The organism is Streptomyces sp. NPDC026377, from assembly GCF_055567715.1.
The window spans coordinates 279770-300853 of the sequence record NZ_JBVHPV010000006.1 but is presented as its reverse complement, the minus strand read 5'-3'; the positions used below and the strand labels follow the sequence as shown (position 1 = coordinate 300853).

18 protein-coding genes are annotated in these 21084 nt (G+C 72.9%); 6 read left to right on the top strand and 12 right to left on the bottom strand.

Annotation, left to right across the window (positions count from 1 at the left end; genetic code table 11):
- Window positions 1-88 precede the first annotated feature (88 nt).
- Window positions 89-700, bottom strand: coding sequence for a hypothetical protein (locus ACZ4MU_RS15965; RefSeq protein WP_467876143.1), 612 nt, complete (start codon window positions 698-700; stop codon window positions 89-91).
- Window positions 701-982: 282 nt separating this feature from the next.
- Here ACZ4MU_RS15965 and ACZ4MU_RS15960 point away from each other — a divergent pair, with 282 nt between their 5' ends.
- Window positions 983-3760 (top strand): penicillin acylase family protein, encoded by a 2778-nt coding sequence (locus tag ACZ4MU_RS15960; protein ID WP_467876140.1) that lies wholly within the window; start codon window positions 983-985, stop codon window positions 3758-3760.
- Between the two features lie 126 nt (window positions 3761-3886).
- Here the strand turns inward: ACZ4MU_RS15960 and ACZ4MU_RS15955 are convergent, their stop codons facing one another.
- From ACZ4MU_RS15955 to ACZ4MU_RS15945, 3 genes are all read right to left on the bottom strand, one after another.
- Window positions 3887-5203 (bottom strand): lipase family protein, encoded by a 1317-nt coding sequence (locus ACZ4MU_RS15955; protein ID WP_467876137.1) that lies wholly within the window; start codon window positions 5201-5203, stop codon window positions 3887-3889.
- A 141-nt stretch (window positions 5204-5344) separates the two neighbouring features.
- Complete coding sequence (locus ACZ4MU_RS15950; protein WP_467876135.1) at window positions 5345-6667, bottom strand: erythromycin esterase family protein; 1323 nt, start codon at window positions 6665-6667, stop codon at window positions 5345-5347.
- A gap of 79 nt (window positions 6668-6746) precedes the next feature.
- Entirely contained in the window at window positions 6747-7991 is a 1245-nt protein-coding gene (locus tag ACZ4MU_RS15945) for an exo-beta-N-acetylmuramidase NamZ family protein (protein WP_467876132.1), read from the bottom strand.
- A 171-nt stretch (window positions 7992-8162) separates the two neighbouring features.
- On the opposite strand from ACZ4MU_RS15945, the gene ACZ4MU_RS15940 reads away from it, so the two are divergent.
- The 3 genes from ACZ4MU_RS15940 to ACZ4MU_RS15930 are packed head-to-tail and all read left to right on the top strand — an operon-like array spanning window position 8163 to window position 11233.
- On the top strand, window positions 8163-8936 hold the full coding sequence (locus tag ACZ4MU_RS15940) for an SDR family oxidoreductase (RefSeq protein WP_467876130.1): 774 nt from the start codon (window positions 8163-8165) through the stop codon (window positions 8934-8936).
- Window positions 8933-10585 carry a class I adenylate-forming enzyme family protein gene (locus tag ACZ4MU_RS15935; protein ID WP_467876127.1) on the top strand — a complete coding sequence of 551 codons (1653 nt, stop codon included), beginning with the start codon at window positions 8933-8935 and terminating at the stop codon, window positions 10583-10585. The genes ACZ4MU_RS15940 and ACZ4MU_RS15935 overlap by 4 nt, the downstream gene beginning before the upstream one ends.
- 54 nt (window positions 10586-10639) lie before the next feature.
- On the top strand, window positions 10640-11233 hold the full coding sequence (locus ACZ4MU_RS15930) for a TetR/AcrR family transcriptional regulator (RefSeq protein WP_358835900.1): 594 nt from the start codon (window positions 10640-10642) through the stop codon (window positions 11231-11233).
- Between the two features lie 12 nt (window positions 11234-11245).
- Here ACZ4MU_RS15930 and ACZ4MU_RS15925 read toward each other — a convergent pair whose 3' ends face one another.
- The 7 genes from ACZ4MU_RS15925 to ACZ4MU_RS15895 all read right to left on the bottom strand — a co-directional run bounded on the left by ACZ4MU_RS15925 (window position 11246) and on the right by ACZ4MU_RS15895 (window position 16244).
- On the bottom strand, window positions 11246-12460 hold the full coding sequence (locus ACZ4MU_RS15925; RefSeq protein WP_467876124.1) for an acyl-CoA dehydrogenase family protein: 1215 nt from the start codon (window positions 12458-12460) through the stop codon (window positions 11246-11248).
- A 9-nt stretch (window positions 12461-12469) separates the two neighbouring features.
- Complete coding sequence (locus ACZ4MU_RS15920) at window positions 12470-13498, bottom strand: phosphotransferase family protein (protein WP_467876121.1); 1029 nt, start codon at window positions 13496-13498, stop codon at window positions 12470-12472.
- A gap of 110 nt (window positions 13499-13608) precedes the next feature.
- A complete protein-coding gene (locus ACZ4MU_RS15915; RefSeq protein ID WP_467876118.1) occupies window positions 13609-13908 on the bottom strand; it encodes a hypothetical protein in 300 nt (99 codons plus the stop codon).
- Window positions 13909-14022: 114 nt separating this feature from the next.
- Entirely contained in the window at window positions 14023-14340 is a 318-nt protein-coding gene (locus tag ACZ4MU_RS15910) for a DUF202 domain-containing protein (protein ID WP_467876116.1), read from the bottom strand.
- Window positions 14337-14729, bottom strand: a complete 393-nt coding sequence (locus tag ACZ4MU_RS15905) for a YidH family protein (protein ID WP_467876113.1) — start codon at window positions 14727-14729, stop codon at window positions 14337-14339. The genes ACZ4MU_RS15910 and ACZ4MU_RS15905 overlap by 4 nt, the downstream gene beginning before the upstream one ends.
- Window positions 14730-14752: 23 nt before the next feature.
- Complete coding sequence (locus tag ACZ4MU_RS15900) at window positions 14753-15322, bottom strand: NUDIX hydrolase (RefSeq protein ID WP_467876110.1); 570 nt, start codon at window positions 15320-15322, stop codon at window positions 14753-14755.
- Window positions 15323-15350: 28 nt separating this feature from the next.
- On the bottom strand, window positions 15351-16244 hold the full coding sequence (locus ACZ4MU_RS15895; RefSeq protein WP_467876107.1) for a DMT family transporter: 894 nt from the start codon (window positions 16242-16244) through the stop codon (window positions 15351-15353).
- A 722-nt stretch (window positions 16245-16966) separates the two neighbouring features.
- On the opposite strand from ACZ4MU_RS15895, the gene ACZ4MU_RS15890 reads away from it, so the two are divergent.
- Together ACZ4MU_RS15890 and ACZ4MU_RS15885 are read left to right on the top strand one after the other, a co-directional pair.
- On the top strand, window positions 16967-17926 hold the full coding sequence (locus tag ACZ4MU_RS15890; protein WP_467876105.1) for a hypothetical protein: 960 nt from the start codon (window positions 16967-16969) through the stop codon (window positions 17924-17926).
- A gap of 147 nt (window positions 17927-18073) precedes the next feature.
- Complete coding sequence (locus ACZ4MU_RS15885; RefSeq protein WP_467876103.1) at window positions 18074-19594, top strand: APC family permease; 1521 nt, start codon at window positions 18074-18076, stop codon at window positions 19592-19594.
- An 80-nt stretch (window positions 19595-19674) separates the two neighbouring features.
- Here the strand turns inward: ACZ4MU_RS15885 and ACZ4MU_RS15880 are convergent, their stop codons facing one another.
- Window positions 19675-21081 carry a GntT/GntP/DsdX family permease gene (locus ACZ4MU_RS15880; protein ID WP_467876100.1) on the bottom strand — a complete coding sequence of 469 codons (1407 nt, stop codon included), beginning with the start codon at window positions 21079-21081 and terminating at the stop codon, window positions 19675-19677.
- Window positions 21082-21084: the final 3 nt, after the last annotated feature.

Sequence of the window (21084 nt, the reverse complement as noted above, 5' to 3'; positions counted from 1 at the left end):
CGGACCCCGCGGCCCCGAGCGGCCGTGCTCGCCCCGACCACGCGGGGGCGGCACGGCACGGCCCCGGCCGCGTCCGCCCCCGCGAGTCTCAGGCCACCGACGCCAGCTCCCGGTGCCGGACCGCCTTGGCCCGCACCAGCGCCTCGGCGGTCAGCACCGGCTGGGGCACCAGGATGCCGCAGCCGGTGCAGACCGGGCCGCACCACGGGTCGTGGGCCAGATCGCGCTGCCACACCAGCCGCTGCCCCTCGCACACCGGGCAGGCGGAGCCCGGCACCGTCCGCAGGGCCGCGATGATCCGCCGGAGCACCTCGGCCAGCGGCTGCGCCGGGTGCACCGACGGATCCTCGCACCACGCCACCCCGAAACCGCCCCAGGTGCGCCGGTGCCAGTCGTCGAAGGAGCCCGGGATCCGCAGACCGGCGTGTTTCTCCCGCTTCCTGCGGGCGGCGAACTCCGCTTCGTACCGGAGCCAGACGGCCCGCGCCGCCTCCAGCTCGTCGAGCGCGGCCACCAGCCGCGCCGGATCGGGGGCCCGGTCCTCGGGCCCGATGCGATGCCTGGCGCACAAGTGGTCCCAGGTCGCCCGGTGTCCATAAGGGGCGAACCGTTCAAGGCACTTGCGCAGGGAGTACCGGCGCAGTGCGAGATCGTTCTGTGGATCGCGTACCTGTCTCGCAAGGCTTCGGAATCCAGCCATGGCCCTGCCACCTCCGTCGCTCGTACTTCGGCGAATGCTCGGCGTCGAGGAATGGACGTACGGCTACCCGATCCGGCTCCATCGAAAATCGGATGGGCCCCATCAGACGGCGCTGACCAAAATCCGTCGCACGCCCCCGAAGTGCCGCGAGCGCCCCACCCCGTCGCCCTGTGGGGATTCCGGGGAGGTCACGCACGTTCGGGAAAGGTGACGTGTGTTCATCTTCCCTCCTGCGGTACCCCTCAGTAACCTCCGCCGCATCGGTCCTCCCTAGGAGCACGCATGCGACGACCCACCGCACGGCTCAGAACCGCCACCGCCGCCACCGTGATGGCCCTCTCGGCGGCCCTCCTCGCCCCCCTCAGCCAGGCGGGCGCGGCCGAACCCCCCAACGGCGACTACTGCCTCGGGCGGTGCGCCGACATCCTGCCGCCCGGCGAGAACGGCAACGCCACCCTCGTCGAGATCCTCGGCAACAAGGCCTTCGGCACCCATCCCGCGCACAGCGACGACCAGCTCGGCAAGTACGACGCGCTGGTGGCCGGCCAGTCCTCGCTCACCGACGACAAGCTCAACGCCTTCTTCAACGACGCCTCCTTCGGGGTGCCCAGCGGTCAGGCGGCCTCCACCAGCTCACCGCGCCCCGACGTCACCATCACCCGCGACAGGGCCACCGGCGTCCCGCACATCAAGGGCACCACCCGCTACGGAACCGAGTACGGCGCCGGGTACGCCGCCGGCCAGGACCGGCTCTGGCTGATGGACCTGTTCCGGCACATCGGGCGTGGCGAGCTCACCTCGTTCGCGGGCGGCGCGCTCGCCAACCAGGGCCTGGAGCAGGAGTTCTGGCCACAGGCCCCGTACACCGAGGCCGACCTCCAGGCGCAGGTCGACCGGATCCGCACCACCAACGGGCCGCGCGGCGAACAGGCGATGGCCGACGCGCAGGCGTACGTGGACGGCATCAACGCCTACGCCGAGCAGGCCAAGGACGGCCGCTACTTCCCCGGCGAGTACGTCCTCACCGGCAAGATCGACGCCATCACCAACATCGGCGAGATCCAGCCGTTCAAGCTCACCGACCTGATCGCGCTCGCCTCCGTCGTCGGCGGGCTCTTCGGCGGGGGCGGTGGCGGCGAGGTGCAGGCCGCGCTCTCCCTCCAGGCAGCCCAGGCCAGGTACGGCGTCGTCGAGGGCACCAAGGTGTGGGAGTCCTTCCGCGAGCGCAACGACCCCGAGGCCGTCCTCACCGTCCACGACGGCACGAGCTTCCCGTACGCGACGAAGCCCGCGAACCCGCAGGGCACCGCGATGCCCGACCCCGGCACGGTCGTCCCCGAACAGCTCGTCTACGACCGCACCGGCTCGGCCGTCACCGGGGCCAGGGCCGAAGTGCGCGTCCCGGAGCGGCTGAAGCCGCTCAAGGGGATCTTCGACAACGGCGCCGTGCCCGGCTTCGACATCGGCGGGCCGCGCGGGATGTCCAACGCGCTGCTCGTCTCCGGCAGCCGCACCGCGAGCGGCAACCCGGTCGCCGTCTTCGGCCCGCAGACCGGCTACTTCGCGCCCCAGCTGCTGATGCTCCAGGAGATCCAGGGGCCCGGCATCAGCGCCCGGGGCGCCTCCTTCGCGGGCGTCGGGATGTACGTCCAGCTCGGCCGGGGCCAGGACTACGCCTGGTCGGCCACCTCCGCCGGACAGGACATCACCGACACCTACACCGTCGAACTCTGCCAGGACGACGCCCACTACCTCTGGCGGGGCGTGTGCACCCCGATGGAGAAGCTGGAGAAGGCCAACGCCTGGAAGCCCACCACCGCCGACAACACGGCCGCCGGCTCCTACCGGATGCGGGTGTGGCGCACCAACTACGGCATCGTCACCGCCCGCGCCAAGGTCGGCGGCAAACAGGTCGCGTACACCTCGCTGCGCTCGACCTACCGCCACGACGCCGACTCGATCATCGGCTTCCAGATGTTCAACGACCCGGGCTTCGTCAAGGACGCGGCCACCTTCCAGCAGGCCGCCCAGCACGTCGACTACGCCTTCAACTGGTTCTACGCGGACTCCCGCACGGCCGCCTACTACAACAGCGGCAAGAACCCGGTGCGCAATCCGGCCGTCGACCCCTCGCTGCCGATAGCCGCCGACCGCGCCTACGAGTGGCAGGGCTACGACCCGACGTACAACACCGCCGACTACACCCCGCCCGCCCAGCACCCGCAGTCGGTGGGGCAGGACTACTACATCTCCTGGAACAACAAGCAGGCCCAGGGGTACACCTCCGCCGGGTTCGGCCACGGCTCGGTGCACCGGGGCGACCTCCTCGACGACCGGGTCGGGGCGCTGGTCGCCCAGGGCGGGGTGACCCGTGCCGCGCTCACCCGGGCCATGGCGCAGGCCGCCGTCACCGATCTGCGGGGCGAGGACGTGCTGCCCGAGCTCCTGAAGGTGCTCCGCAGTGCCCCCGTCACCGATCCCCAACTGACAACCGCCGTACAGCAGCTGGAGTCGTGGAGGGCGGACGGGTCCCAGCGCAGGGAGACCTCCCAGGGCTCGCGCACCTACACCCACCCCGACGCGGTGCGGCTGATGGACGCCTGGTGGCCGCTGATGATCGAGGGAGTGTTCCGGCCGGGGCTCGGGGACGGGCTGTACGCGGCGCTCACCTCGGTCCTGTCCGTGGACGAGGCGCCCTCGGCCGGGCACGGTCCGACCGGAGCGCACGCGGGATCCGCGTTCCAGAGCGGCTGGTGGAGCTATGCGGACAAGGACCTGCGTACGGTGCTGGGGGAGTCCGTGCGGGGGCCGCTGGCCCGTACGTACTGCGGCGACGGGAAGCTCTCCGACTGCCGTGACACGCTGCTCGCCACGCTGAAGCAGGCCGCCGCCAAGACGCCCGCGCAGGTGTATCCCGGGGACGCGGGGTGTTCTGCCGGGGATCAGTGGTGTGCCGACTCCATCGTTCAGCGGCCGCTGGGCGGGATCAGCCATCAGTCGGTCAACTGGCAGAACCGGCCCACCTATCAGCAGGTGGTGGAGTTCGCCTCGCATCGGTGAGCCGCCGTCCGGCCGCGGGCCGTGGACACCTGGACGCGGCCACGCGGCGGAGCCGCACGACAACGACACAGCCCCGCGCCCCCGAGCGGTGAAGGGGCGCGGGGCCCTGGACGCGATCCCATGCGCCTACGAGCAGCCGATTCTTCCCGCCGCCAGCACCACCCGCGCCAGTTCCGGGTGGCAGATGTCCGAGTGGGCGCCCGCCGGAGGGCCGCCCGCCCGGACCACCGACTCCACGTTCACGCTCACGCAGCCCGAGGCGGGCACCCCGTCGCGCAGGACCTCCGCCAGGGTGAGTTCGGTGCACGGGGCCACCGACTGGATGCCGTCGTGGCCGATCGCCCACCAGCGGCGGTCGAGCTCCAGCACGCCCTGGTAGTCGTCGGCCAGCCTGGACGCCAGCGGGTAGATCACCGCGAGGGCGGTGTCGAAACGCGAGTAGCAGGAGACCACCGGGCCGTCGACCCGCCGCTGGAGGGCCGCGAGCGCGCCCGCCCCGCGCAGCCCGGAGGGCAGCCGCTCCGCGAACGCGTAGTGCGAGAAGGCCCCTTCGAGCAGGGTCACCGACCTGACGTTGCGCACCCCCTCCGGCAGCCCCTTCAGCGCGAACGCCACCAGCCGCCCGCCCTGGCTGTGCCCGACCAGGTGCACCCGCACCGCCGGTCTGGCCCGGGCGAGCTCCCCGAGCAGCGGCCCGAGCCCGAGCTGCCCCACCTTTCCCGAGCGGCGCTTCATCTCGTAGTACGTGGTCTGGCGCAGCACCTCCTTGGCGCCGTCCCACAGGTGCTTGAGGGAGCGGCCCAGCGAGAACGAGGGTCCGGCCGGGCCCGGTTCGACCCGCATACCGGTGGTGCGCAGGGCGAGCGTGAACTGCCGGTACAGCCCGAGCGGGTCGTCGGTGAGGAGCACCGCGCCGCCGCCGGGATGGTCCACGGTGTCGGCCGCGAAGCCGGGCGACTGCGCCTCCTGGGCCACCAGGCGGCGGGTCAGCGTCCCGAAGCGGCGTAGCGCCTCCTCGTCGTCGGGGCGTTCGTCGAGCAGTCCGGCCAGCGCGTCCACCGTGGCGTCGTGCCCGGGGAAGGCCCGTTTGAGGGCGTCCGTGGTCGCCGGGTCCAGACCGGCGCACGGCTCGGCGGCGAGCGCGGTGTGGGGGAAGTCGGGGATGTCCTCGTCGGCGAAGCGGATGGAGGGCCAGACCACGCCCGCGTATCCCAGGCGCACCCCGGCGGCCGCCCCGCCCGCCCCGGCCAGCAGGGCGGGGAAGGGGGCGAAGAAGCGGCGGTACAGGTCGGTCGCGACGGACGGGGTGTTGTTCCAGCCGTGCGAGAACACCACCAGATCGGTGACGTCCAGCTCCGCGAGGGCGGTCCGCCCGGCCGGGGCGGCGTCGCCGTCCGCGTCGAAGGTGATCTCTCTGTACGGCTCGACTCCGATGTCCGCCATGGCGTGGCCCTCCGGTCCGTTCGCTGACGATGGGGCGGGGGTGGGCCTCACATCGTCCCGCCGGGACCGGAGGGCTGACCATACGCAGGACATCGCAGAAGGGACGCGAACGCGGGAGCGAGCGGGGGGTGACCGGGGAGGTCAGAGCCGGTGCGCCGCCGTCACCCGGTGCAGGTGCACCAGGACGTCGAAGGAGGGGCCGAGCCGGATCTGTTCCGCGTCCTGGGGCCAGGAGTTGCCGATGGAGCGCGTCGGCCGGAAGGCGGCCAGCCACGCCTTCGCGGGGTCCGCGACCCGGCGCAGATCGAGGTAGTAGTCGCGCGGCGAGACCCGCTCCAGGACCTCCTCGTTGCTGCCCGGCGCGGGCGGCCCGACGGTGAACTCGCGGATCGGCTCGGCGGGGTCGTTCAGGTCGAGCGCGTTGAACGACCCCTGGCCGAAGGTGAAGCCGATGTTCATGTACGCGGCCCCGGCCAGCTCCCGGATGTAGGCCCCCTGGGCCTTCGGGTACTCGCCCGAGAGCGTCGGGGCGTACGCCACATGCCCGTTGTGCGCCGACAGCAGCATCTTGTGGCCGGTCCGGCGCTGCCACCACACGGTGTTCTCGGCCATCACCCGGTCGCGGAAGAGCCGGGACTCCTTGAGCTGGTCCGGGTCGAAGAAGTCGAAGGACCACAGGGCGCCGGTCTGGGCGATGGTGCGCGCGTACTGGAGGACCCAGGCGTGTTCGGCCCGGTCCGTCCCCGGGCGCCGGCTCAGCAGGTCGTAGGCCCGGCGCACCTCGTCGGCCTGCCGCCTGCGGTCGGCGAGCGGGCGCTCGATCATGGCGTCCATGGTGGCGCCGACGCCCTCGGTGGGCCGGGAGTCCTTGTAGAGGGCGGTGAGCTCGGGCAGCAGGTCGGGAAAGTGCCGCGCGGTGTAGGCGCTCACCCGGTCGAAGAGCTCCGGGCCCGCGTACCCCATGTCGTCGCCCATGAACTGGACCTTGCGGGCGTGGCGCAGGTTGTAGCCGCGCATCCAGCGCATCAGGTCCAGGTACTCGCGGGTCTCCCACATCGCGTACGAGCCCTGGAACTCCTCGCGGGCGATCCGCTCGGGGTCGCCCTCGCCGCGCAGCACATAGGCGTTGATCCGCATCCCCGAGGACCAGGCGGTCTCCAGCGCGAAGGTGGTGAAGCCCTTCTCCTCGACGAGGTACTGGAACACGCGCCGCTTGGCCGCGAAGAACTCGTGCGAGTTGTGCGTCGCCTCGCCCAGGCCCACGATGTCCGCCGGGCCGACCATACGGCCGAGCGGCCGCAGGTCGTCCAGCGGCTTCGCCGACCGCGCCAACTGCCGTTCGGGGGTGGGGGACTGGGCGGCCCGGGCCGTGGGGACGGCGGCGGTGAGGAATCCGAGCGTCAGGCCGAGCAGCAGGAGTAAGGCCTGGCGGGGCCGGTGGTGGGTGTCGTGGAACAGATGCATGGTCCCAGCCTTCCGGCCGGGCGGGGGCGGGCCCATCTGGCCAGCCACCGTCTCCCGCCGGGGGTTTTCCCCCGGGACCTCACCGGTAGAGCAGATACCGCGCCCGGGTCGCGCGGAAGGCCGCGAGCCCGCTCTGCCACGCCTCCACCACGTCGTCGGTGTCCGCGCCGGCATCGATGAGGGTGCGTACCGTCGCCGATCCGGTGAGCTTGTCGATCCAGTGGTCCGGCCGCCAGGCGAAGCCGCTCCACGCCCTCTTCGCCGTCACCAGGAGCGCCACCCCGGTGCGCACCGGGTCGAACGAGCGGCGGTCGTGGACGTGGAGCTGGACGCCGCCGACCGTCTTCCCCTGGAACTTGGAGAAGGCGGGCGTGAAGTACGCCTCGCGGAAGCGGACCCCGGGAAGGTCCGCCGCGTTCGCGGCGGCGGCCCAGCGGGCGTCGATCCCCTCGGCGCCGAGCAGTTCGAACGGGCGGGTGGTGCCGCGCCCCTCGGAGAGGTTGGTGCCCTCGAACAGGCAGGTGCCCGCGTAGACGAGGGCCGTGTCGGGGGTCGGCATGTTGGGGCTCGGCGGTACCCACGGCAGCCCGGTGGAGTCGTAGAAGTCCTCCCGCCGCCAGCCCGTCATGGTCACCGTCCGCACCCCCACGCGCCCGCCCAGGAACTCGGCGTCGAAGAGCCGCGCCAGCTCGCCCACCGTCATCCCGTGCGCCTGCGCGATTGGTTCGCGCCCGACGAACGTCGCGAACGCCTTGTCCAGCACGGGCCCGCTCGCCGCCCGCCCGGTCACCGGGTTCGGCCGGTCCAGGACCACGAACCGCTTCCCGGCGAGGGCGGCGGCCGCCATGCAGTCGTAGAGCGTCCAGATGTACGTGTAGAAGCGCGCCCCCACGTCCTGGATGTCGAAGACGACCGTGTCCACGCCGGAGGCCGTGAAGACGGCGGCGAGCGCCTGGCCGCTGACGCCGTACGTGTCGTACACCGGCAGCCCCGTCGCCGGGTCGTCGTGACGCCCCTCGGAGCCGCCCGCCTGGGCCGTGCCCCGGAAGCCGTGCTCGGGTCCGAAGACCGCGGTCAGGCGGACGCGCGGGTCCGCGTGCATCACGTCCACGATGTGCCGGACGCCGGCCGTCACACCGGTCGGGTTGGTGACCACGCCGACCCCGCGGCCCTCCAGCGCCCGGTACCCGTCGGCGGCCAGCCGGTCGAAGCCGGTCCGCACGGGGGCGGGGTGGTCGTGGCGGGCGGGGGCCGCGCCCAGGACCGCCGCGCCCGCCGCCGCGGCTCCCGTCCCCGCCAGCACTCCCCGTCTCGACAGGCTCATTGGCGTGCCTCCCCGGCCCCGGTCGCGCGCGGTGTCATGGCCAGGCACGGTAGCGCGCGGGCGGGCGGCGGGGAACGAGCCGCACGCAACGGTTGGCGACAGCCCCTTCCGTCCGTACATACCGACTGGTTAGTCTGCTCATCGGTCGACAGGTGGAGAGGCGGATTCCCGATGGGTTCGGAGAGCGACGTCCAGGGCGCGGCAGTAGTGGTCACCGGGGCGGGCGGCGGCATAGGCGCCGCGCTCGCGCGCAGATTCGCGGCGGAGGGCGCCCGCGTCGTCGTCAACGACCTCGACGGGGAGAAGGCCCGCGGGACGGCCGAGGAGATCGGCGCGATCGCCGTCCCCGGCGACGCCTCGGACGTCGTCCCGCTCGCCCGCGAGGCGCTGGGCGGGCGGATCGACGTCTACTGCGCCAACGCGGGCCTGGGCTCCGGCGGTTCCGAGGCCGCCCCCGAGGACGTCTGGGCGGCCGCCTGGGACGTGAACGTGATGGCGCACGTGCGCGCCGCCCGCGAGCTGCTGCCCGAGTGGCTGGAGCGCGGCGGTGGCCGGTTCGTCTCCACGGTGTCGGCCGCCGGGCTGCTCACCATGATCGGCGCGGCCCCGTACAGCGTCACCAAGCACGGCGCCCTCGCCTTCGCCGAGTGGCTCTCGCTCACCTACCGCCACCGGGGGGTCAAGGTCCACGCGATCTGCCCGCAGGGCGTACGCACCGACATGCTGGCCGCCACCGGCTCGGCCGGGGACCTGGTCCTCGCGCCGACCGCCATCGAGCCCGCGGCCGTGGCCGACGCGCTCTTCACGGCGATGGCCGAGGAGCGGTTCCTGGTACTGCCGCACCCGGAGGTGGCCGGCTTCTACGGCGCCCGGGCGGGCGACCCGGATCGCTGGCTCACCTCCATGAACCATCTCCAGCAGAAGTGGGAGGCGAACGGCGCATGAGCTCTCCGTACGCGGCCAGGCCCTGGCTCGGGCAGCTCACCGAGGCCCAGCGGGCACCGGTGAGCCCGCCCGCGAGCGTGGTGCACGCCTTCCGGGCCGCCGCCCTGCGCGCCCCCGACCGCACCGCCCTCGCCTACTTCGACGGGCGGCTCACCTACCGCGAGACCGACGCCCTCTCCGACTCCGTGGCCGGCCACCTCGCCGCCCGGGGCCTGGGGAGCGGCGACCGGGTCGCGATCATGCTCCAGAACACCCCGCACTTCGTGATCGCGCTGCTCGGGGCGTGGAAGGCGGGCGCGACCGTGGTCCCGCTCAACCCGATGTACAAGTCGGCCGAGGTCGGGCACGTCCTGGACGACTCCGAGGCCACCGCGCTGATCTGCTCGGACCGGGCGTGGGAGGCGTATCTGCGGGACACCGCGGCGGCCTCCTCCGTCCGGATCGCGCTGACCGCCTGCGAGCTGGACCTCCAGAGCCGCGACGACGAGCGCGTGCTCGCCTTCGAGCGGCTGCCCTGCCCCGCCGACACCGACGACCTGCTGGCCGTCGCGCGGCAGGGGCTGCCCGCCCCGGACGGCCGCGGACCCGCCCCCGACGCCACGGCGCTGATCAGCTACACCTCCGGGACCAGCGGCACCCCCAAGGGCGCCATGAACACCCACCGGGGCATCACCTACAACGCCGAGCGCCAGCGCACCGGCCATCCGATACCCGAGGGCGCCGCCTACTTCGCGCTGGCCCCGCTCTTCCACATCACCGGCATGGTCTGCCAGCTCGCCGCGTGCGTCGCCAACGCGGGCACGCTGGTCCTGGCCTACCGCTTCCACCCCGGCGTGGTCCTCGACGCCTTCGCCGAGCACCGGCCCGCCTACACGGTCGGCCCCTCCACCGCCTTCATGGCGCTCGCGGCGGCCCCCGGCGTCACCCGCGAGCACTTCGACTCCTTCCGGGTGATCTCCTCCGGCGGCGCGCCGGTGCCGCCCGCGCTGGTGGAGAAGTTCCGGGACGCCTTCGGCCCGTATCTGCGCAACGGCTACGGGCTGACCGAGTGCACCGCGCCCTGCGCCTCGGTGCCGCCCGAGCGGGAGGCGCCGGTGGACCCGGTCTCGGGCACGCTCTCGGTAGGACTGCCCGGCCCGGACACGGTCGTACGGATCGTCGGTGAGGACGGCGAGGAGGTGGAGCTCGGCGAGCAGGGCGAGATCGTGGTGCGCGGCCCGCAGGTGGTGCCCGGCTACTGGCGCCGCCCCGAGGCCACCGCCGAGACCTTCCCCGACGGCGAACTGCGCACCGGCGACATCGGGTTCATGGACCGCGACGGCTGGCTCTACGTCGTCGACCGCAAGAAGGACATGATCAACGCGTCCGGCTTCAAGGTGTGGCCGCGCGAGGTCGAGGACGTGCTCTACGGCCACCCAGCGGTCCGCGAGGCGGCCGTCGTCGGGGTCCCCGACCCCTACCGGGGCGAGAACGTCAAGGCGTACGTGAGCCTGCGCCCCGGCGCCGGGGCGACGCCCGCCGAGCTCTCCGCGTACTGCGAGGAGCGGCTGGCGGCGTACAAATATCCACGGCAGGTCGAGGTCCTCGCGGAGCTTCCCAAGACGGCGAGTGGGAAGATCCTGAGGCGGGAACTGCGTTCCCGCCACTAGAACGGCGCGAAAGCGCCGGTAGGACGGTTGAACCACGTGAGAGGCGGCGACGGCATGGCCAGGACGACGGACGGAAGCGGCACCCCCGTCCCCCAGAGGCTGCTCGCCGCCGCCACCCGCCTCTTCGCCGAGAACGGGTACGACAGGACCTCGGTCCAGGAGATCGTCGAGGCGGCGGGCGTCACCAAGGGGGCGCTTTACCACTACTTCGGCTCCAAGGAGGACCTGCTCCAGGAGGTGTACGCGCGCGTGCTGCGCCTCCAGCAGGAGCGGCTCGACGCCTTCGCGGACGCGGACGCGCCCGTCGAGCGGAGGCTGCGCGACGCGGCCGCCGACGTGGTGGTCACCACCATCGACAACCTCGACGACGCCTCCATCTTCTTCCGCTCGATGCACCACCTCAGCCCCGAGAAGAACAAGCAGGTACGGGTCGAGCGGCGCCGCTACCACGAGCGGTTCCGGGCGCTGATCGAGGAGGGCCAGGCGGCCGGGGTCTTCTCCACGGCCACCCCGGCCGACCTGGTGGTGGACTACCACTTCGGGTCGGTCCACCACCTGTCCACCTGGTACCGGCCGGACGGCCCGCTCACCCCGCAGCAGGTCGCCGACCACCTCGCCGACCTGCTGCTGCGAGCCCTGCGCCCCTGACCGGGGCGGGTCTCACAGGTACTTCTTCAGCTCCCGGCGGGCCAGCGAGCGCTGGTGGACCTCGTCGGGGCCGTCCGCGATGCGCAGGGTGCGCGCGGAGGCCCACAGCTCGGCCAGCGGGAAGTCCTGGCCGACGCCGCCCGCGCCGTGCACCTGGACGGCCTTGTCGATGATGTCGAGGACCGTCCGGGGCGTGGCGATCTTGATGGCCTGGATCTCGGTGTGGGCGCCCTTGTTGCCCACGGTGTCCATCAGCCAGGCGGTCTTCAGGACCAGCAGCCGCAACTGCTCCACCGCCACGCGCGCGTCCGCGATCCACTCCTGCACCACGCCCTGCTGGGCGATCGGCCGGCCGAACGCGGTACGGGCCGCCGCGCGCCGGCACATCAACTCGATGGCCCGCTCGGCCATCCCGATCAGCCGCATGCAGTGGTGGATCCGGCCGGGGCCGAGCCGCGCCTGGGCGATGGCGAAGCCGCCGCCCTCCTCGCCCACCAGGTTCTCCACCGGCACCCGCGCGCCGTGGAAGACGACCTCGGCGTGGCCGCCGTGGGAGTGGTCCTCGTAGCCGTACACCTGCATCGCGCGGCGGACCTCGACACCCGGGGTGTCGCGCGGCACCAGCACCATCGACTGCTGGCGGCGGACGTCCTCGTTGTCCGGGTCGGTCTTGCCCATGACGATGAAGATCTTGCAGTCGGGGTTCATCGCCCCGGAGATGTACCACTTGCGGCCCGTGACGACGTAGTGGCCGCCCTCGCGCGCGATCCGGGTCTCGATGTTGGTGGCGTCCGAGGAGGCCACCTCCGGCTCGGTCATCGCGAACGCGGAGCGGATCTCCCCGGCGAGCAGCGGCTCCAGCCACCGCTTCTTCTGCTCGTCCGTGCCGAACTGGGCGAGCACCTCCATGTTCCCGGTGTCCGGCGCCGCGCAGTTCAGGGCGGTCGGCGCCAGGTGCGGGGAGCGGCCGGTGATCTCGGCGAGCGGCGCGTACTGGAGGTTGGTGAGCCCCGCGCCGTGCTCGGCGTCGGGCAGGAACAGGTTCCACAGCCCCCGGCTGCGGGCCTCGGCCTTCAGCTCCTCCACCACGGCGGGCGTCTCCCACGGCGACTTCAGGAGCAGACGCTGCTCGTGCGCGGTGGTCTCGGCGGGGTAGACGTACTGCTCCATGAAGGTGAGGAGCTTGGCGCGCAGCTCCTGCGTGGGTGCGTCGAATGCGAAGTCCATGGCGGGAGTTCAGCCTTCCTGCGGTGACTGGAGGGTGGTGAGGCCGTGGTCGATGAAGACCGGGACCAGGTCCCCGATGCGGTCGAAGCCCGCGCCGACGGTCTGGCCCAGGGTGTAGCGGTAGTGGATGCCCTCCAGGATCACGGCGAGCTTGAACCAGGCGAACGCCGTGTACCAGGAGATGGCCGAGGTGTCCCGGCCCGAGCGGGCGGCGTACCGCTCGATCAGCTCGGCGGGGGCGGGGTGTCCGGCGGCCCCGGCGGTGGTGGAGACGGGGGAGTCCTTCACCTTGATCTCGGCGCTGTACATCACCAGCAGCCCGAGATCGGTCAGCGGGTCCCCGAGCGTCGACATCTCCCAGTCGAGGACCGCCTTGATCTCGTCGTCGTCCCCGACCAGGACGTTGTCGAGCCGGTAGTCGCCGTGGATGACGGTCGGCGCGGGGGAGACGGGGAGGCTGCGGCCGAGCGCCGCGTGCAGCTCGTCGATCCCGGCCAGCTCCCGGTTGCGGGAGGCGTCGAGCTGCTTGCCCCAGCGGCGCAGCTGGCGGTCGAGGAAGCCCTCGGGGCGCCCGAAGTCCCCGAGGCCGACCGCCTCGGGGTCCACCGCGTGCAGCTCCACCAGTGTGTCGACCAGACCGAGGAGCGCGGCCCTGGTGCGCTCCGGGCCCAGCGGAGCCAACTGCTCCGCCGTGCGGTACGGGGTCCCGGCCACGTACTCCATGACGTAGAACGGCGCCCCGAGCACCGAGTCGTCCTCGCACAGCAGCAACGGCTCCGGCACCGGGACGGAGGTCGGGTGCAGCGCGCTGATCACCCGGTGCTCGCGCTTCATGTCGTGCGCGGTGGCCAGCACATGGCCCAGCGGGGGCCTGCGGACCACCCACCGACCGGTGCCGTCGGTCACGACGTACGTCAGGTTCGACCGGCCGCCCTCGACGAGGCGGGCGCTCAGCGGCCCGTTCACGAGCCCCGGCCGCGCGCTGTCGAGATGGGCGCGCAGCCGTTCCGGGTCGAGGCCTGGCGGGACGGTGCTCATGGCGGGATACCTCCGGGAACGGCGATCGTGTCACAGACACGCTACCGACCAGTCGGTATGTCGTCCAGACGCCGAAGCCGGATCGGTACCCCTACCGAGGGGGTCACCGCTCAGTGGTCGTCCCAGTGGCCCTCGTGCTCGGCGTGCCGGTGGCCGTCGTGCACATAGTCCAGATGGTCGCCGTGCACCACCGAGTGATGGCCGCAGCCGACGCCGTGTTCATGCGCGTGCCCGTCGTGGGCGACGTGCCCGGCGGGCTCGCACTCGTCCCAGTGCCCCGAGTGCTCGCGGTGCAGGTGGCCGTCGTGTGCGTAGTCGGTGTGGTCCCCGTGCGGCACGGCCCGGTGCCCGCAGGCGGGGCCGTGCGCGTGCTGGTGGAGGGCGGGGTGTTCCTCGTGGCGGACGGTCATGACGTTCACCTCTGGAGATCGCTTGCCATCCACGCTAGTGCGTGGGACCCGGCCGCGCCTGCGCGACGCGGACGGTGACGGCGCCTTGGCCGTGGCCCGTTCGGGGCGGCACGCTCAGAGCAGTACGGCCACCGCGAACACCGCCAGCGCCGCCACGCACGCCACCGCCGCGACCGCCTCGCGGCGCCGCAGCACCCCAGGACGGCTGGAGCGGGTCAGGGACTGGATGCGCCGGTGGGCCACCACCAGGAAGCCGAGCCACACCAGGCCGCTCAGGGCCACGGCGACCGGTCCGAGAGCCGTCCCGCCGGCGTGCAGGGCCTGCTTGGCCGCCAGGACCGCCGCCACCGTGCAGGACAGCGTGGTGCGGCGCCAGGCGAGCCGGGTCCGCTCGGGCTGGAGGCCCGGGTCCCGGCCGACGGCGCCCGTCACCCGGCCCAGCCGAAGACGACGACCACCACCATGACCAGGGCGACCGCCGCCACCGCCACGCTCAGCAGGGTGGGGAAGCGGGAGACGGGCAGGTCCTCGCCGCGCCGCATCGCCCGCTCGCACCGCACCCAGTGGTTCACGGCCCGCAGCGCGCACAGCACCCCGGCCGCCAGCAGGGCGAGGGCGAGCCCGGCCCGTACGCCCCGGCGCAGGTCCGGAAGGAACTGGTCGACCGCGAAACCACCGCCGACCAGGGCGAGCGACGTCCGGATCCAGGCCAGGAACGTGCGCTCGTTGGCGAGCGAGAACCGGTAGTCCGGGGTCTCGCCCTCCTCGCCGATCCGCTCGGGTGCGAACCACAGCCGCAGGGTCTGCGCGATGCTGATCACATCGGCACACTACCCGCGGTGGATCATCCGGCCCGGTGCGCGCGCAGTCTGCGGTACGCGTCGAGCCCGTCCGGCACCCACTCCCACTCCTCCAGGCGCCGCTCCACCTCGGCCTCGGGCAGGAAGGCGTGCCAGGCGACCTCCTCCGCCTGTGGCCGCACCGGCAGGGTGCAGCGCACCTCGTAGACGGCCGACCACCATGTCTGCCGCCCGTCGGCCCCGCCCTCGTAGAGAAACCGGAACAGCGGTACGGGCCGGGGCAGCCCGGACACCCCGAGCTCCTCCTCCGCCTCGCGCAGCGCGGCGTCGTCGTAGCTCTCGCCCGCGCCGACGACCCCGCCCACGAACACGTCGTACAGGGAGGGGAAGACCAGCTTGGTCGCGGTGCGCCGGTGTACGAAGATCCGGTCCTCGGCGTCCCGGGCCAGGACGAAGACGCAGCGGTGGCGCAGCCCCCGGGCGTACGCCTCGCCGCGCGTGACCCGGCCGACGACGCGGTCGTGCTCGTCGACGACATCGATGATCTCGTCGGAGGGATCCGGGGAATCGGAGGGAGAGGGAGCGGGGGAGGGGGAGGCGGGAGGGACGCTCATAGGGCGTATCCAACCACCGGGCCGGGGCTCAGCGCGGCTGGAGGTCGCGGGCGGGCTCCTTGGCCCCGGTGCCCGACGGCATCGCCGGGTGCAGACCGAGCAGGATGATCCCGGCGACGATGGCGGCGAGCCCGCACACCTCCCAGGCGAGGGCCGCCGCGTCGGTGCGCAGCTCGTCGCCGAGGAAGCCGACGCCGCAGGCGATTCCGGCGAGCGGCTGGGCTGCGGTGAGGGCGGGCAGCGACATCCGCAGCGGGGCGGTCTCGAAGGCGCTCTGCACGAGGATCAGGCCGCTCACGCCGAGCACCAGCACCCCGTACGGGTGCCAGCCCGTCATCATCTGGGCGAAGCCGTCGGCCCGGAAGCGTTCACCGCTGACCCGGGTGAGGGCGTCCTGGAGGCCGTAGAGCGACCCGGCGGCGACGGCCAGCAGGGTGGGGCCGGCGCTGAGGCGGGAGCGCTGGGCGAAGACGGTGAGCAGGAGCGCGAGCCCCACGACGATCCCGACGATCAGCCAGTGCCGCAGGGGTCCGGCCACGTCGTCGCCGCCGACCGGCTGGCCCGCCACCATGAAGGCGGTCACCCCGCCCGCGAGCAGGGTGAGACCCGCCCAGCCCTGGCGGCCCAGGCTCTGTCGGGTCTGCCAGCGGGACAGGGCCATGGCGAAGAAGAGGTTGGTGGCCAGGAGCGGCTCCACCTGGGAGACCTCGCCCTGGCCCAGCGCGAGCGCCCCCAGCACCATCCCGGCGATCATCAGCCCCATCCCGGCGAGCCAGCGGGGCACCCGGACGAGGTCCAGCAGCAGTCGCGGCGAGAGGAAGTCGCTCAGCGGGGCGTGCTGGGCGGCGTCCTGCTGGAGCACGAACCCGAAGCCCAGACAGCAGGCCGCGCCCACGGCGAGAGCGAGGACGAGAACCGACACGAGGGACACCTTCAAGTGCGGCCGGGGTGGGTGAACTTGCTCGACGATAGCGCTCCGGGGCCCTGTACGCCTCCCGAGCACCCCCCGGGTGCGCCGCCCCGGACCCGTTTTCGGAGTCGTCTGCGATCCGGTGGGGGCTGGTCGCGCAGTTCCCCGCGCCCCTGAGGTACTCCGCCGCAGAGGCGGAACCCGGCTCAGCCACAGGTTTCAGGGGTGCGGGGAACTGCTGGGCGCTCCGCCCGCGACCGGAGCGCCCAGGCGCCCGGCAGGGTGCCCCCGGGAAATTCCGCCGCAGACACAGAACCCGGCCCAGCCCCAGCCTTCAGGGGCGCGGGGAACTGCGCGACCAGCCCCCACCGGCCCGCGGACGAGCACGAAGCGGGGTGCGGGGGCCGCAGGCCCCGCAAGCGGGGCGCGGGGGGCGCGAGCCCCCGCTCCGGGGTCCGGGGGCGCGGCCAACCCCAGCTGTGCCCGGGAAAGCACCCTCACCCACCCCGGAGGGTCGAGGGAGGGGCGGGGCGGGGCGGCCCCCCCCCGGCAACCCCCCGTGAGCCCTGGCAACCCCCCAAGACCCCCGGCAAGTTGAACCCCGAAGCAGCCCCACCCGACCTTGACGTGGAGCCTTGGGTACCGCTTTGCTGTCCGCGATCACCCTGTCACCGACCACACCAGCCCCACCCCTCACACCCGCACCACACCAACCACCTCCGGGATGTACGCGGATGCCGCCCCCGCCCCCGCTCGGCCGCCCCCGCAAACGCGGCGGACGAGCCTTCGACCCGGCGCTCGACGACGCCGAACTCGTCGACGTACGCGCCCAGTTGGCACAGGGGCGGTGGACCAGGGTCCGCTCGCTGCTGGGTGCGACCGGCGACGACTGGGACCGCCGCGGCCACCGCCTCACCGTCCTCGGCGAGCCCGCCACCACAGCCGCCTGGGCCCGGGAGTGGCTGCTCGCGGAGCCGGACAGCGCGGACGCCGCCGCGCTCTACGCCTGCGCCCTCGTCTCGCGCTGCCTGAACGGCAAGGGCGACAAGGACCGCGACAGGGACCGCGCCCGCGACGCCTGTCTGGAGGCGGCCCGGCTCGCCCCCGCCGACCCCACCCCGTGGCTCGCCCTGCTCGCCCTCTCCCGCCGCCACGGCTCGGACAACGAGACCGAGCAGATCTTCGCCGAGGTGTGCTCCCGCCACCCCGACCACCACCACGCCCACCACCTGATGGCCGCCCGGCTCGCCGAGCACCGCCCGGGCGACGGCCCCGACCCGATGCACGAGGTGTACGCCTTCGCCGCCGCCGGCGCGGCCCGCGCCCCCGCCGACTCCCCGCTCGCCCTGCTCCCGCTGGTGGCCCACGCCGAGCGGTACCGGGTGCTGGCCGCCCAGGGCGCCGCTCCGTCCGACCCGGTCGCCTCCGAGCACTGGACCGGCCGCCGCGCCCGCCAGGTGATCAAGTCCGCCTTCGACTGGTGGCTGGAGTGGGAGCGCGAGGACCACCCCCGGGCCGGGGTCGACCTGAACTTCCTCGCCCACGCCAAGCACTGCGAGGGCCGCCCCGCCGAGGCCGCCGCCCTCTTCCACCGCATCGGCCGGCACTTCACCCCCGCCCCCTGGTCCTACCCGGACCGGGACCCCTACCGCGCCTTCCAGGCCGCCCGCAGCGCCGCACTCGGCACGGCCTAGCACGGCCCGGCTCCACCGCACCTCTCACGGCACCACGGCTCCACGGCACCACGGCTCCACGGCACCACGGCTCCACGGCACCACGGCTCCACGGCACCACCCGCTCGGCACCCCCCCCCGCGTCCCACCGAAAGGGCACCCCCCGCCATGTCGACCGACACCGATGAGATCCGTACGTACAAGGGGCAGGAGAGAGCCCTGCGCGCCGACCGGCTCGGCACCCCGGGCCTGCTCCTTTCGGTGCTCGCCGCCAGTGCCCCGCTGATGGTGGTCGCCGGTGTCATGCCCACCACGTACGGCGTGATGGGCATCGTCGGCCAGCCCCTGCTCTTCCTCATCCTCGGCGCCGTCCTGGTCCTGTTCAGCTTCGGGTACGCGGAGATGAGCCGCCACGTCCACAACGCCGGCGCCTTCTACGCGTACATAGCCAGGGGCCTGGGCCCCACCGCCGGGGCGGGCGCCGCCTTCGTGGCGCTGGTCGCCTACAGCACGCTCCAGGTCGGTATCTACGGCATGTTCGGCTTCGAGGTCTCCAGCCTCTTCGCCACCTACCTCGACACCGAACTCGCCTGGTGGATCCCGGCGCTGGCGGCCGTCGTGCTGGTCGGTGTGCTCGCCTGGCTGAAGATCGACCTCAACGCCAAGGTGCTCGGCGTGCTGCTCGTCATCGAGGTCGCGCTGGTCGTCGTCTTCGACTTCGCGGCCGTGACCGACCCCGCCAAGGAGGGCCTGTCGCTGCACGCGTTCAATCCCTCCACCCTCTCCGGCGCGGGCATCGGCACCGCCCTGTGCTTCTGCATCGCCGCCTTCACCGGCTTCGAGCAGGCGCCGGTGTACGCGGAGGAGACCAGCCGCCCGCACCTGGTCGTCTCGCGCGTGATGTTCCTGGCCGTCGGCTTCACCGCCGTGTTCTTCGCGCTCAGCTCCTGGGCGCTCACCGTCGCCACCGGCCCCGACGGCATCGTCGACGCGGCCCGCGAGGACGGGCCCGGGCTGCTGTTCGGGCTCACCGAGGACCGGCTCGGCACCACCTTCACCGACGTCCTGCACGTCCTCTTCGTCACCGGCATGTTCGCCGCCCTGCTCAGCTTCCACAACGTCGTCGGCCGGTACGTCTTCGCCATGGGCCGCGAGGGGCTGCTGCCCGCCGCGTTCGGCCGGACCAACCACACCAGCGGAGCCCCCGGCTCCGGCTCCCTCCTCCAGAGCGTGATCTCGCTGGTGGTCGTCGTCGCCTTCGCGGTCGCCGACGACAGGCCCACCGGCGACCCGACCGCCGCCGTGCTGCACCTGTTCACCTGGATGGGCAACGTGGGCGCGCTCGGTGTGATCGTGCTGATGGCCGCCGCCTCCTTCGCCGTCATCGCCTTCTTCGTCCGCCGGGGCGCGGCAGGCGCCCAGCTCTGGCGGCTGCTCGCCTCCGGCATCGCCGGGGTCGCGCTCCTCGTCATCGCGCTCTACACGGTCAAGGACTTCGACGTCCTCGTCGGCGCGGGCCCGGGCTCCTCGCTCAGCTGGCTGCTGCCCTCGATCATCGCGCTGGCCCTCGTGGGCGGGGTGGCGTACGGCCTGGTCGTCCGGGCGGTGCGCCCCGAGGCGCACGCCCGCATCGGCCAGGGCAACGAGGCCTTCCGCCTGGAGAAGGCGGCACGCGGCACCCGGGCGTAGCCCGGATCCGGCCAAACGGTGACGGTGCGCGGCGGCCCCTGGTGTCCGGGGCCGCCGGTGCCCGACGGCCCCGTCGACCGCTAGATCACCAGGGACAGCAGCAGGACGAAGCCCAGGGCCACCACCGAGATGATTGTCTCCATCACCGACCAGGTCTTCACCGTCTGGCCGACGTCCATCCCGAAGTACTCCTTCACCAGCCAGAACCCGGCGTCGTTGACATGGCTGAAGAAGAGCGAGCCGGCGCCGACCGCGAGGACGAGCAGGGCCGTGTGCCCGGTCGACATGTCGGCGGCCAGCGGGGCCACCAGACCGGCGGCGGAGATGGTCGCCACCGTCGCCGAGCCGGTCGCGAGGCGGATCGCGACCGCGATCAGCCAGGCGAGCAGCAGCGCGGGGATGGACCAGTCCTTGGAGATGTCCAGGATCATCTGTCCCACGCCCACGTCGATCAGCGTCTGCTTGAAGCCGCCGCCCGCGCCGACGATCATCAGGATGCCCGCGATCGGGGCGAGCGACTTCTCGACCGTGGTGGAGACGCGTTCCTTGCTGAACCCGGCGGCCCGGCCCAGCGTGAAGATCGCCACGAGGACGGCCGCGAGCAGCGCGATCAGCGGCGAGCCGATCACGTCGGTGACCCGCTGGAGGTGGTTCTCCGGATCGTCGACGACGATGTCGACGAGGGCCTTGACCAGCATCAGCACGACCGGCAGCAGCACCGTGCAGACGGTGGCGACGAAGCTCGGCCGCTTCTTCAGCTCTTCCGAGGGGCGCGCGGGGACCATCCGGTCCGGCGCCGGGATGTCGACCCAGCGCGCGGCGTACCTGGAGAAGACCGGACCGGCGATGATCACCGTCGGGACGGCGACCAGGACGCCGAGGGCGAGCGTGACGCCCAGGTTGGCGCCCACCGCGTCGATGGCGACCAGCGGGCCCGGGTGCGGCGGGATCAGCCCGTGCATCACCGAGAGCCCGGCGAGCGCCGGGATGCCGATCCGCATGAGCGAGTAGCTGCCGCGCTTGGCGACGAGCAGCACCACCGGGATCAGCAGCACGATCCCGACCTCGAAGAAGAGCGGCAGCCCGATGATCGAGGCGATGACCACCATCGCCCAGGGCATCGCGCGTCCGCCGGACTTCCCGGCCCTGGCCAGGATCGTGTCGACGATCTGGTCCGCGCCGCCCGAGTCGGCGAGCAGCTTGCCGAGGATCGCGCCGAGGGCGATGAGCACCCCGACACCGGCGACGGTGTTGCCCAGGCCCGTGGTGAAGCTGGTGATCGTCTTGTCCAGGGGTGCCCCCGCGAAGGCGCCCAGTGCCAGCGAGCCGATGGTCAGGGCGAGGAAGGCGTGCAGCTTGAACCGGGTGATGAGCAGGACGATGACGGCGATGCCGGCGAGTACGGCGATCCCCAACCGGGCGTTGCCCGCCGAGGTGATCGGCTCGGCCGCGCCCGCTGCCAGGATCTCGACGCATGGACTGGTCACGGT